The organism is Arthrobacter sp. I3 (genome assembly GCF_000520575.1).
In the GTDB taxonomy this organism is placed as follows: domain Bacteria; phylum Actinomycetota; class Actinomycetes; order Actinomycetales; family Micrococcaceae; genus Arthrobacter; species Arthrobacter humicola_A.
In genome coordinates this window covers 1-12,283 of record NZ_KI914928.1, presented here as the reverse complement: position 1 = coordinate 12,283, position 12,283 = coordinate 1, and the positions used below count along the sequence as shown (strand labels likewise).

The following is a 12,283-nucleotide window of genomic DNA, read 5'->3' as shown; positions in this document are numbered from 1 at the left end:
CCGGCTCGACGGCGGCGGACGCTCCCTCCCAGCCGGTCAGCACAGCCTTCCCGGTGACCATCAAGCACGTCTTCGGCGAGACCACCATCAAGGAACAGCCCAAGCGCGTGGTCACCGTTTCCTGGGTCAACGACGACGTCGCGATCGCCCTCGGCGTGGTTCCCGTGGGCGTGCCCAAGAACGAATGGGGCGGTAATGACAAGGGCTCCACGCCGTGGAAGGACGCCGCACTGGAAGAGCTCGGCGCCGGTTTCGGTTCCGCGAAGGCCCCCGTCCAGTTCTCCGAGGCTGACGGCATCAACTTCACCGAGATCGCCAAGCTGAACCCGGACGTCATCCTCGGCGCCTACTCCGGCCTGACGGAGGAGGACTACAAGAAGCTCAGCGAAATCGCCCCCGTCGTGGCGCACCCGGAGCTGGCCTACGGCACGCCGTGGCAGGACTCCACCACCATCATCGGCAAGGCCCTTGGCAAGGAAGCCGAAGCTGCCAAGCTGGTCTCCGACACCGAGGCCACGATCAAGGACAAGGTCTCCAAGTACCCCCAGATCGCCGGAAAGACCTTCATCTACGGCAACCTGGAACCGGACAAGAGCGACGGCGTCAACGTCTACACCGCCAACGACAACCGTCCCCGCTTCCTCAACGAAATCGGCATGAAGCTCGCATCCGTTGTCGAGGACAACTCCAAGGGCTCCAAGGAATTCTTCATCCCGTGGTCCGCCGAAAAAGCCAACGAACTCATTTCGGACATCTTCGTGACCTGGGTGCCGGATGCCGCCACCACCGACTCCATCAAGGCTGACCCGCTGCTGGGCCAGATCCCGGCCATCAAGACCGGCGCGCTGGTTGCCGACTCGAACAACACGCTGACCCTGTCCATCTCCGCTTCGTCGCCGCTGAGCCTGCCGTGGTCCCTGGACACGTTCCTGCCGCAGCTGGCCGGCGCCGCGGACAAAGTCGCCGCCGCAGCGAAATAACACGCATCCATGACAATCAGGACGGCGACGGCGACGGCCGGCAGTGTGCCCGGCGCACCTGTCGCCCCCGGGAAGAAAGCCCCCGCCAAACAGGCCGCCTGGCTGCTGGCCGCCATCGTCGTACTAGTCCTGGTCTGCGCGGCGTCCCTGGCTGTCGGTGCGCGGGGGGTACCCCTCGGCACCGTCTGGCAGGCCCTGACGCAGTTCGACCCCGCTGACGGCAACCACGCCGTCATCCACGCCCGCATCCCCCGCACCGTGCTGGGCCTGCTCGCCGGCGGCGCCCTCGGACTGGCCGGCGCGGCCATGCAGGGGGTGGCCCGCAACCCGCTCGCCGACCCGGGCATCATCGGTGTCAACGCCGGCGCGGCCCTCGCCGTCGTCACCGGGATCTACGTCTTCGGCGTCTCGTCCCTGACCGGCTACATCTGGTTCGCGTTCATCGGCTCCGCGGCAGCCGCCGTCGTCGTCTACCTGATCGCGTCACTTGGCAGGGAAGGCGCGACGCCGGTCAAACTGGCACTGGCAGGCGCGGCCCTGAGCGCGGGGCTGTATTCGCTGATGAACGTCGTCCTGGTCTCCAGCCAGGACACCCTGGACCGGTTCCGTTTCTGGCAGGTCGGCGGGATCGCCGGCCGGGACTGGTCGGTGGTGCTGCCCGGGCTGCCGTTCCTGGCCGCCGGGGCGCTGATTGTCCTGTTCACCGGACGGATCCTTAACAGCCTGGCCCTCGGGGATGACATCGCCCGCGGCCTGGGCCAGCGCGTCGGACTGGTCCGCGCCGTCACCGCGCTGGGCATTGTGCTGCTCTGCGGCTCGGCCACGGCGCTGGCCGGGCCGATCGGTTTCGTCGGCCTGGTGGTTCCGCACGCCGTCCGCTTCCTGACCGGCCCGGACTACCGCTGGATCCTGCCGTTCTCGCTGGTCCTGGCACCGGTGCTGCTCCTGCTGTCGGACGTGGTGGGCCGTGTCATCCTGCTGCCCGGCGAAGTCCCGGCAGGCATCATGACGGCACTGGTGGGTGCGCCTGTCTTTGTGTGGCTGGTCCGCCGCGGGAAGGGGGCAGGGCTGTGAGCAAGGCAGACCTCGCCAACGTCAGGCGCGAGCTGGGGGAGAACGCCCCCGCGGAGTGCGAACTGGCCGATCCCGCCGGCCCGGTCCGCGCCAATGTGGGGCCGCCGCGCAGTGTGTTAATGGGCAGTGCGTTGATGGGCCGTTCCCTGATGGGCCGGACGGCCCTGCTGGCTTTCGCCGTCATTGTGCTCTTCGCCGTCAGCATCCTGCTGGGCAGCTACACCGTCACCGTCCCGGACTTCGTCAGGATCCTCACGGCACACCTCACCGGTGGCGAGCGGATCCCCGGCGCCAGCTTCATCGTGATGGAAACCAAGCTGCCGCGGGCAGTCATCGGCACCATGATCGGCATTGCCTTCGGGCTCTCGGGCACCCTGTTCCAGACGATGTTGCGCAATCCACTGGCCAGTCCCGACGTGATCGGCATCAGCTACGGGGCCAGCGCGGCCGCCGTCACCGCCATCGTCGTTTTCGGCGCCTCCGGAGCGGCGGTGTCCGGCGCGGCACTGTGCGGGGCCATGGCGGTAGCCGTCCTGATTTACACAATCTCGCGGAACGGTTCCCTCGGATCTGGCGGCGGCAATCACGCCAACGCAGCCGGAAGCCGGCTCATCCTGGCCGGCATCGGCATCGCCGCGGCATTGAACGCCGTGGTCAACTTCCTCATGACGCGGGCCGATATCCGCACCGCGGCCGAGGCCCTGATCTGGCTGAACGGATCCCTGAATTCCGCCAGCTGGGACCGTGCCGGAGTGCTGGCCCTGGCGCTGCTGGTCCTGGTGCCCGCCGCTGCCGTCCTCGCCGGCCCGCTGCGCCTCCTGGAACTCGGCGACGACGCCGCCGCCGGACTCGGCATCCGGGTGGGCATCACCCGGCTGGGCGTGGTGGCCGTTGCCGTCGCCCTCGCCGCCGTCGCCACTGCAGCTGCCGGGCCCGTGGCCTTCGTCGCCTTCCTTGCCGGCCCCATCGCGCGCCGCTTCACGGGCAAGGCCAGCCTTCCGGCCGGCGCGTTCGTCGGCGCCCTGATTGTCCTCGCCGCCGACTACTTCGCCGCCAACATCGCCCCCCTGCTGCTGGACGGCACCGTCCTTCCCGTCGGTGTGGTCACCGGCGCGCTGGGAGCACCGTTCCTGCTGTGGCTCCTGGTCACGGCCAACCGAAAGGATGCCTGACATGGCAGTTCTCAACGCCAAGGACCTGACGCTTCAGTACGACCAGCGCCGGGTGGTGGAAGGCCTCACGGCGGAGATTCCCGAGGGGAAGGTGACAATGATCGTGGGCGCCAACGCCTGCGGCAAATCCACGCTCCTCCGCGGCCTGTCCAGGCTGCTGAAGCCGGCCGCCGGCACCGTGACCCTGGACGGCAAGGACATCCATTCCCGCCCGGCCAAGGAACTCGCCCGCATCCTCGGCCTGCTCCCGCAGCATCCCACCGCCCCCGACGGCATTCTGGTCCGGGACCTCGTGGGCCGCGGACGCTACCCGCACCAGGGGTTCTTCCGCAGCTGGAGCACGGGTGACGATCTCGCTGTGCACCGTGCGCTGGAAGCCACCGAAACCCTGGAGCTCGCCGAACGCAACGTCGACGAACTCTCGGGCGGGCAGCGCCAGCGCGTCTGGATCGCGATGGCTCTGGCCCAGGAAACCGACGTTTTGCTGCTCGACGAGCCAACCACCTACCTGGACCTGGCCCACCAGGTGGAGGTCCTGGACCTGATCACGGACCTGAACCGGCGCCGCGGCACCACCGTGGCAATCGTCCTGCACGACCTGAACCTGGCGGCCCGGTATGCGGACCACGTCATCGCCATGAAAGGCGGCAGGATCGTGGCCGAGGGCACCTCCGCCGACGTCGTCACCGAGGACCTGGTCCGAGACGTCTTCGGCCTGGACTCGCGGGTGCTGCCCGACCCCATTTCCGGCACGCCACTGATCATCCCGCTCGGCCGGCACCACGCCGAGTTCCCAAAATCAGAAACAGCAACCCTGGAGTTGGTCCCATGAGGGCAGTTAACAGCAGTGCAACAGCCGGCAGAGTTACGGGCGGCACTACAACAGACATCAGCCGGTCGCGGGTACGCCGTGCGCCCTCTGGGGTAAGCAACCAGCCGCCCAGCCAACCAATGACCCTGGCGTTCGACGTGACGGTCGCCGCGGTGCAGGAGCTCAGCCCCAACTTCCGCCGGGTCACCTTCGGCGGGTACTCCCTGCGTGGCTTCGGCGTCCACGGCGAAACCCTGGACCTGCGCGTGAAGCTGATGATCCCGTCCCTTGCCGGGGACGGCACCCAGCTGCCACTGCCGGTGTTCCACATGGAGCAGTCCGGCTGGTACCAGGAATGGCTGGCCATGGATCCCGCGATCCGTGGCTCCATGCGCACCTACACAGTGCGGCAGGAACGCCTCGACTCCGTGTATCCGGAGATCGACGTCGACTTTGTCATGCACTTCGACGCCGCCGGAAATGGCGGACCCGCCGCGAACTGGGCCCTGAACGCCAGGCCCGGCGACGCCCTCACCCTCATTGGACCCAACAACCGGGCCGCACACTGTGTCACGGCGGAGACCTACTCCGGCATCGAATGGCGGCCGGGCCTGGCCCAGCGCGTACTGCTTGCCGGTGACGAGACCGCTGTCCCGGCCATCAGCGCCATCCTGGAAAGCCTCCCGTCGCGGACATGCGTTCCTGGAGGTCCCCGAGCCCGGCGACTTCCTGGACCTGAGGTCCGACGCCGACGTCGAAATCACCTGGCTGGCACGCGGCGCCTCGATCGGCCGCTCACGTCCGCACGGCTTACTCCTGCAGGAAGCCGTCCGCGCCGCTGTTCCCGAACCCGGCTGGGTGGGCATCAAGGCTGCCGGCGGCGGGGCAGGGCCCGAACCCGATGACGTGAACGTGGACCAGGACATCCTCTGGGAGACTCCCGCCCGGATGGACGCCGCGATGATCGGAGCCGGCAAGAACCCTGACAAGCCCGCCGGGGCACTGCCGTTCTACGCCTGGATCGCCGGCGAAGCGGGCACCGTCAGGGAGTTGCGGCGGTACTTGGTGCGGGACGTGGGGATTGACCGGAAACAGGTCGCGTTCATGGGGTACTGGCGGCAGGGGAAAGCCGAGCTCTAACCGACGCTCCCGCAGGTCCTGCGGTTCTCACCCCGACGCTCCCGCAGTTCCTGCGGTTCTCACCCCGACGCTCCCGCAGGTCCTTCCGGGCTTACGCCCGCCACCGCTCCTTTGCCGTCGCTTAGCGGTTGGACCCTTCCCAAACTTCGCAAGCTCAGTTCGGGGCCCTCGGGTCCGCCCTTCCTCCCGCCGCCTCGTTCGGCCGCGGGCGGCCTCTCTCGGCTCACGTTCGGTGCGCTCCTACGCAAGCCGGCCGCTGCCGCCCGCGGTGCCGTTCTCACCTTGGGTTAACCTCCCCTTTCCCTGCCGGCTTTTTGGGGTGGGTAGGGTGACGGCGTGGATTCAATTCCTTTGCTTCCGGATCGTGGCGGGCGGCGGGTCTTTGTTGCCTTGGGGGATTCCTTCACCGAGGGTGTGGGGGACGACGATCCCCGCTTCCCCAATGGCGTGCGGGGCTGGGCGGACCGGGTTGCGGAGAGGCTGGCCAAGGCGCAGCCGGGGTGGGAGTACGCCAATCTGGCCATCCGCAGCAAACGGCTGCGCCACATCGCCGGCGAACAGCTCGGTCCCGCCGTGGCCATGGAGCCGACCCTCGTCACGCTGTACGCGGGCGGCAACGACATCCTGGATTTCGGCACGGACATCGGGGCCCTCATGCGGGACTACGAGTCCCTGGTGGCTGCGCTCGCCGGCACGGGGGCAACGCTGGTGCTCTTCACCGGCTTCGACGTCAAGGTCTCCGCGCTGCTGGAGCCGCTGAAGAAACGTAACGCCTTCTATAACCGGAGCGTCCGCGAGATCGCCGACCGCTATGGCGCGGTGCTGGTGGACTACTGGTGCTTCGACGCCTTCCATGACCCGCGGATGTGGGATTCGGACCGGCTGCATATGTCTAAGGCAGGCCACAAATACCTCGCCTCACAGGTCCTGGACCACCTCGGCGTGCCGCACAAGATCAAACCCAGGGATTGGGAACCGCCCGTGAAACCGGGCCTGCTGGAGTGGGAACGCCGGCAGCGCCGCTGGGTCCGCGACTGGGTATTGCCGTTGTTCGGGCGGAAGCTCCGCGGCCTAACCCTCGGCGATCAGCTCCGGCCGCGCTGGCCCGAACCCGTGCGGGTCCCGCGCAAGGGCGGCCTGAAGAAACTGCTGCACGACCAGCGCGCCATCGGCCAGTCCGGCGCCAGGTAGCCGCCGGGACTCAGCTGTCCAGCAGGTTTTCGTAGCCCGGAGCCACCCGGTTGGCGTGGAATTCCATGACCTCGAATTCAGCCACACCGTTGACGTAGAAGGGGTCCTTGGCCAGTGCGGCGTCAAGGCTGGCCCGGTCCGCGTTCGAGAGCAACAGACCGCCGGTGCGGGGGATCTTGCGCCCCGCGACCATGAAGACGCCGTCGTCGAAGGCTGCCTGCAGCCACGTCACGTGCGCCGGAAGATGGAACTCCACAATGTCCTCGGGGACTTTGTATGTCAGGGAGACTACGTACATGCGGCCAGCCTACCGGTAGCTGGCCACGGACAGGCGGGAAGTTTTCCGGAAATGCCCGGCTGAAGTTGAATCGTCAAGCTTCCAGTCTCCTAGAATGTAGCCATGACCGAACCCCGCTGGCTCAACGCAGACGAACGCCGGGCCTGGCTGGCCCAGCTCAGCATCAACACCATGCTGCCGGCCGCCCTGGACACCCAGCTCCACGCCGCGGGCAAGCTTTCCCTGTTCGACTACAACGTGCTGGCGATGCTTTCCGAGGCCGAAGGGCGCTTCCTGCCCATGAGTGAGCTCGCCGCGCGCACCAGCGCCTCCCTGTCCCGGCTCTCGCATGTGGTCACCAAGCTGCAGAACCGCGGCTGGCTGGAGCGCAGGCCGCACCCCGGCGACGCCCGCGTGACCACGGCCCACCTGACCGATGCCGGGATGAAGACGATTGTGAAACTCGCCCCAGGGCATGTCGAGGCGGTCCGCTCACTGTTCCTCGACGCCCTGAGCCCCGAGGACGTCGCGGACCTGGCCCGGATCGGCGAAAAGATCGTGGCCCGACTCGACGACGACCACTGGATCCTGCGCGGCATCTAAGCGCGACAGCCGAAGGCGCCGCAGTCCGACGTCGGGCATCCCCGTCTTTGTTGCTCACGGCAACTGCTGGCAGACTGGATCCATGGATTTCACGTCCCGCTATGTAGCCCTTGGAGACTCTTTTACGGAAGGCGTTGGCGACGACGACCCTACCCGGCCCAACGGCGTCCGGGGCTGGGCGGACCGGGTGGCAGAGGGGCTTGGCGCCGCCGATCCCGGCTTCGGGTACGCGAATCTTGCCATCCGCGGCCGGAAACTCCGCCAGATCCTGGCCGAACAGGTCGATGCCGCCGTCGCCCTCCATCCCACCCTGGTCAGCATCTACGCTGGCGCCAACGACATCCTCCGGCCCAAGGTCGACATCGATGACCTGCTGGCCGAATACGATGCCGGGATCCGCAAGCTCACGGCCACCGGCGCCACCGTGGTGATGTTCACCGGCTTCGACGCGCGGGGCTCCAAGATTTTCGGCACCATGCGCGGCCGTACGGCCATCTACAACGAACTGGTTCGCGGCATCGCCGGGGACCACGGGGCCTTGCTGGTCGACTACTGGCGCTTCAGCGAGTACTACGACTGGGGCATGTGGGCCACGGACCGGATGCACATGTCTGCCGCCGGCCACGCGAACATGGCCAAGCGCGTCCTCACGGTGCTGGCACACGAGCACTCGATTGACGTCCCGCCCATGACGCCGGTTCCTGAGCTGAGCCGGGTGGACGCCCTCCGCGCGAATGCCCGGTGGGTCCGCGAATTCGCCGGCCCGTGGGTTGTCCGGCGCGTCACCGGCAAGTCGTCCGGCGACGGTCTGGAGCCGAAGTACGGCCAGCTGACCCACCTCTAGAACGGCACCCTAGGCGCGGAACCCCGGCGTCGCGAGCAGTTCCCCGTTGCGGCGGACGGCGAGGACATCGATCTCCCAACCGTCCGTGGCCCGGTGCAGCATCGCGGTCCCGCCGGCCACGATCGCCGTCGCGAGCACATCGGCGGTGACAATGTCCGCCGCGGCCACGGAGACCTGGGCGAACCCGGCGCCGGAGGAGCCCGCGGTCCGGCTTCCGGCTCCCGCTGCCCAGATATGGTCACCCCGCTCCGCTGAGCCCGACGTCGCAAGGGCGCACCGGGTGCCAGGTCCGCCCAGCTCGTAGGCGGCAAGCAACGCCGAGCGGTCCATCGGGTCAACGACGCCGGCCGCCCACGCGGTTCCGCTGCCCGGCACGGGCGAGCCCATCACCAGTACATCGCCGCCGGCATTCAGGCACCAATCGGTGATCCTGCGGCTCCGCAATGCCTCACCGGCCTGCCCGATCGCGTAGCCCTTGATAAGCCCCGAAAGGTCCAGCACGCCGTCGGGCCGTTCCGGGGAGAACGCGCCCTCCGTCCTGAGCCGCCAGCTGAGCGCCTCCGCGTAGCGGTCCCGCATCGCGGCGGATGAGTCCCGCAGGGAAAGCTCCCCGCGCGCCAGCCGGCTCGCCTCAGAGTCGGGACGGTACAGGCTGAACGTTTCGTCCAACCCGGCAAAGACGCGCTCGACGGCGGCGCTTGCGGCGTCGAGCCCGCCCTCCCCGCCCGCAGTTCCCGGGACGGCCCCCGCTGGAACGGTCAGGCTGATAACGGTGCCCATCGAGCCAAACGTCCGGGCCTGCAGGGCAGAGCCGCCCAGCTCAGAGGTTGGCTGCATCGAGGGCCGCCTGCAGGGAGTTCAAGTACGCATCGGAAGTCACCGTGGCACCACTGATGGTCTGCACGTCCGCGGACTGGGCCTGGAGCACCTCGTCGCGCAGGAGCGGGGCCGCCCGGTTGCTGATCTGCACGGACTTGCGTTCAGCATCGGTCAGCTGGAGCGCCGTGACGTCGGTGATCTTCCCGGCCTGCACGGTGATCTGCACCTGGACGGAGCCGAAGCGGGTCTGGACGACCGAGCCAGGGTACGTCCCTACGGCCTTGGCCGAGGCCCCTGTGGTGCCCGCCCCCGACGCGCCGGACGAAGCTGTTGAGTCGGACGTCCCGCTGGAGCTGGACGTTCCGCTTGAGCCGGACGAACCCGTGGCCCCGGTGGTCCCGGCCGCCGCGCTTGCGACGGAGCTGCCGGTATCGGCTACATGGACGCCGGACTGCCAGCCGGCGATGAGGATGCCGGCGGAGGCCAGAGCGGCTGAAACTGCTGCGCGGGTTCTCACCAGTCGAACCTTTCGTAGTGGATTTGGTCTTCTCTGACGCCTGCTGCGCGGGCGTCTTCAAGCACGTTGTGTGCCCAGACGGAGGGGCCGCAGACGTACACGTCGGCGTCGGCGATCTTCGGGTCATAACTGGCAAGCCGGTGGCCGGCACGGGCGGCGTGCTCCGGAAGCCAGGTCTGGACGCCGGCCGGGCGGGAGCCGGTCAAGTGGAAGAGCGTGGCGCCGCGGCGCCGGCAGAGATCGAGGATCTCCTCGCCCAGGTAGAGCTCGGATTCGCTGTGGCCGCGGAGGATGACAGTGGCGTTGCCGGGCTGGAACGGCGTGCTCTCCAGCAGGGCACGAACCGGCGTGATGCCAATTCCGGCTCCCACCATGACCACATGGTTGCGGCTCCGCGCGGACGTGCTGAACAGCCCGTACGGTCCCTCCACTGCCACTTTGGTGCCGGGCTTCAGCGACGCCAGCTGGGATGACCCCTTGCCCAGGTTGCGGACAGTGATCCTCAGCGTGCCCTGGCCGGCGGCGTCGAAGTGGACGGGTTCGGCGGACAGGCTGAACGGATGCGGATGCCACCACAGGCCCGGAGCCAGGAACCGCCAGATAAAGAACCGGCCGCCACTGCCCGCCAGCTCGTCCAGTCGAAGGCCGGTCATTTCAATGCTGACCACTCCGGGGGCCACCCGCACCACACGCTTGACGGTCAACTGGTGCCTGAATGTTGCCACCACAGGCTGGACCACCCGGTAGTAGAGAAGTGCGGCGCCGGTCGCGATGCAGAGGGCCAGCCAGTACCAGCGCTGCCAGGTTCCCTCGGCAAAGAGAGCGCCCACACTGAACTGGTGGGGGAGCGAGGTCAGGACGGCCGCGTACGTCAGGAGGTGGACGGCGTACCAGAATTCGTAAGGGAACCGACGTCGGACGGCTACCAGGGAGGTGACGACGACGGCGATGAACAAGAGCATGGAAATGTAGGCCAGCCACATGTCAGGCACAAGGACCCAGAGGGCAACCGACTCGCTGACGGGGTCCAGTCCTTCCGCCATGCCGTAGCCGATCGCAATGAGGACTCCGTGCGCCAGCAGCAGGTACAGGGCCGGTTTGCCCAGCTTGCGGTGAAACTCAAGGGCTCGGTCGTGGCCGACTGTCTGGTCGATGAGTGGGATTCGGGCCGCCAGCAGCAGCATGAGAAGCACCAGGTCCATGCCGGCGAGGCCGGCCACAATCCCCAGCGCGGTGAAGGAACCGGCTGGAGTCGCGAAGCCGGCCATTCCGCCGTCGGCCAGCCACAAGGCGACCGCGCCGGCCAGCGACGCGCAGAAAAGGACCGTCAGCAGATCCGCTCTTAGCAACCGCCGGCGGTACTGCGCCCTGAAGGGGTTCACAGCGCCGCCGGAGCTGCGGCGAATCCCGGGACGGTTCGTCAGAAGTTGTGTGTTCATGGATCCAGAATTGCCCCGCTGCCTATCATTTCGCTGTGAAAAGCCTTCGTCGGGCATATGACCTGGGACGGCACCGCCCCCACGCCTGCACTGGCTGGGGGCCACCGCCCTATACACCATTCAGCGACGGATTGGTCTTTAAATCGCCGAACTCGTAGACTTGGAACGCGCTAGGTGGCGCGGAGCGTGCGCAATTGCTCCGGTTGGCAGGACCCGTCTGAAAAATCGACGGCCTGGAGGCCGGTAGTTAGGGGCTCAAGTTGCGCGCATTCCTGTATTCGCCCAGCATCCCGGCACTTCGCAATGACGGTCCAACAGACCGCTGGCGCCAGGTGCCCGTGGCCCACAATCTTCGCCGCAGTGAGGAACCAGCCGGTTTGTGCCGTCTGCCTGAATCCCGCGGACAACGACGGTTGGGGGAGGGAGCCGGATGCGGACGCCGCCCAACGCACGGTCAACGGGAACTCCGTTAGCCGTTTCATTTATTTTTTGAGGAGAGTCGTCATGGCAGCACACTGCCAGGTGACCGGAGCCGAGCCGGGCTTTGGACACAGCATTTCGCACTCGCACCGTCGCAACAAGCGCCGGTTCGACCCGAACATCCAGAAGAAGCGCTACTGGGTTCCGTCCCTGCGCCGCAATGTCACCCTGCAGGTCTCTGCACGTGGCATCAAGACCATCGACGTACGCGGCATTGACGTAGTCGTCGCCGCCATCCTGGCACGAGGAGTGAAGCTCTAATGGCAAAGGATAAGGACGTACGTCCGATCATCAAGCTGAAGTCGACCGCGGGCACGGGCTACACCTACGTGACGCGCAAGAACCGTCGTAACGACCCGGACCGTCTGGTCCTGAAGAAGTACGACCCCAAAATCCGCCAGCACGTCGAATTCCGAGAGGAGCGCTAAACACATGGCTAAGAAGTCAATGATCGCTAAGAACGAACAGCGTAAAGTCATCGTCGAGCGTTACGCTGCAAAGCGCCTCGAACTGAAGAAGGCTCTGGTTGATCCCAACTCAACCGATGAAGTACGCGAAGCTGCCCGCCTCGGCCTGCAGAAGCTGCCCCGCAACGCCTCACCGGTACGTCTGCGTAACCGCGACATCATCGATGGCCGTCCGCGCGGTACCTTCCAGAAGTTCGGCATCTCCCGTGTTCGCTTCCGCGACATGGCTCACCGCGGTGAGCTCCCGGGCATCACGAAGTCTTCCTGGTAATTCAGTACTCCTGAAGCCAGTGGCTTGAAGAAGGGCCGGCAACCATTTGGTTGCCGGCCCTTCTTACGTTTAAGGCCTTGGCAGTTTCCCACCCCCACTGTTCCGTACCGCTGTGACGCACCACACAGCGCTGGCTTACGACGCCGGCGAGCCTGGTTGGGTTGTTTTGGGTTGTGGTGGCGGGGTTTTTGGGTGGTG

Annotated in this window: 14 protein-coding genes and 1 pseudogene; 11 read left to right on the top strand and 4 right to left on the bottom strand. The window is 67.1% G+C overall.

Features of this window, described 5'->3' with window-relative positions; all coding sequences use genetic code 11:
- The 6 genes and pseudogenes from Y706_RS25290 to Y706_RS0112615 all read left to right on the top strand — a co-directional run.
- Positions 1–980 (top strand): iron-siderophore ABC transporter substrate-binding protein (locus Y706_RS25290; RefSeq protein ID WP_084476123.1); only part of this gene is annotated, 980 nt, incomplete at its 5' end.
- A gap of 9 nt (positions 981–989) precedes the next feature.
- Entirely contained in the window at positions 990–2,054 is a 1,065-nt protein-coding gene (locus Y706_RS0112635) for a FecCD family ABC transporter permease (RefSeq protein WP_028276867.1), read from the top strand.
- Positions 2,055–2,188: 134 nt separating this feature from the next.
- Positions 2,189–3,226 carry a FecCD family ABC transporter permease gene (locus Y706_RS0112630; RefSeq protein ID WP_028276866.1) on the top strand — a complete coding sequence of 346 codons (1,038 nt, stop codon included), beginning with the start codon at positions 2,189–2,191 and terminating at the stop codon, positions 3,224–3,226.
- Position 3,227: 1 nt separating this feature from the next.
- Entirely contained in the window at positions 3,228–4,058 is an 831-nt protein-coding gene (locus Y706_RS0112625) for an ABC transporter ATP-binding protein (RefSeq protein WP_028276865.1), read from the top strand.
- A gap of 119 nt (positions 4,059–4,177) precedes the next feature.
- Positions 4,178–5,177 (top strand): annotated as a pseudogene (locus Y706_RS25285) (siderophore-interacting protein).
- Positions 5,178–5,513: 336 nt separating this feature from the next.
- Positions 5,514–6,368, top strand: coding sequence for an SGNH/GDSL hydrolase family protein (locus Y706_RS0112615; RefSeq protein WP_084476121.1), 855 nt, complete (start codon positions 5,514–5,516; stop codon positions 6,366–6,368).
- Positions 6,369–6,378: 10 nt separating this feature from the next.
- On the opposite strand, the gene Y706_RS0112610 is transcribed toward Y706_RS0112615, so the two are convergent.
- A complete protein-coding gene (locus Y706_RS0112610; protein ID WP_018776102.1) occupies positions 6,379–6,666 on the bottom strand; it encodes a YciI family protein in 288 nt (95 codons plus the stop codon).
- A gap of 102 nt (positions 6,667–6,768) precedes the next feature.
- Here Y706_RS0112610 and Y706_RS0112605 point away from each other — a divergent pair, with 102 nt between their 5' ends.
- Positions 6,769–7,248: a MarR family winged helix-turn-helix transcriptional regulator gene (locus Y706_RS0112605; RefSeq protein ID WP_028276863.1), complete on the top strand. Its 480-nt coding sequence runs from the start codon at positions 6,769–6,771 to the stop codon at positions 7,246–7,248.
- 82 nt (positions 7,249–7,330) lie between these two features.
- The gene (locus Y706_RS0112600; protein WP_028276862.1) at positions 7,331–8,092 is read left to right on the top strand and encodes an SGNH/GDSL hydrolase family protein; all 762 of its coding nucleotides are present in this window, start codon (positions 7,331–7,333) and stop codon (positions 8,090–8,092) included.
- Positions 8,093–8,101: 9 nt separating this feature from the next.
- Here the strand turns inward: Y706_RS0112600 and Y706_RS0112595 are convergent, their stop codons facing one another.
- From Y706_RS0112595 to Y706_RS0112585, 3 genes are read right to left on the bottom strand one after another with little or no spacing between them, the layout of a single operon-like run.
- Positions 8,102–8,872 (bottom strand): FAD:protein FMN transferase, encoded by a 771-nt coding sequence (locus tag Y706_RS0112595; protein ID WP_028276861.1) that lies wholly within the window; start codon positions 8,870–8,872, stop codon positions 8,102–8,104.
- A gap of 40 nt (positions 8,873–8,912) precedes the next feature.
- On the bottom strand, positions 8,913–9,428 hold the full coding sequence (locus Y706_RS0112590) for an FMN-binding protein (RefSeq protein ID WP_028276860.1): 516 nt from the start codon (positions 9,426–9,428) through the stop codon (positions 8,913–8,915).
- Entirely contained in the window at positions 9,425–10,867 is a 1,443-nt protein-coding gene (locus tag Y706_RS0112585) for a ferredoxin reductase family protein (protein WP_028276859.1), read from the bottom strand. Before Y706_RS0112585 ends, Y706_RS0112590 begins: the two co-directional genes overlap by 4 nt.
- Before the next feature lie 504 nt (positions 10,868–11,371).
- Between Y706_RS0112585 and rpmB the strand changes: the two genes are divergently transcribed.
- Genes rpmB through rpsN form a run of 3 tightly spaced genes read left to right on the top strand, consistent with a single transcriptional unit; the run spans position 11,372 to position 12,085 of the window.
- On the top strand, positions 11,372–11,608 hold the full coding sequence (gene rpmB, locus Y706_RS0112580) for a 50S ribosomal protein L28 (RefSeq protein ID WP_011693744.1): 237 nt from the start codon (positions 11,372–11,374) through the stop codon (positions 11,606–11,608).
- Complete coding sequence (gene rpmG, locus Y706_RS0112575) at positions 11,608–11,775, top strand: 50S ribosomal protein L33 (protein WP_003798558.1); 168 nt, start codon at positions 11,608–11,610, stop codon at positions 11,773–11,775. Before rpmB ends, rpmG begins: the two co-directional genes overlap by 1 nt.
- Before the next feature lie 4 nt (positions 11,776–11,779).
- Positions 11,780–12,085, top strand: coding sequence for a 30S ribosomal protein S14 (rpsN, locus tag Y706_RS0112570; RefSeq protein WP_026266887.1), 306 nt, complete (start codon positions 11,780–11,782; stop codon positions 12,083–12,085).
- Positions 12,086–12,283 lie beyond the last annotated feature (198 nt).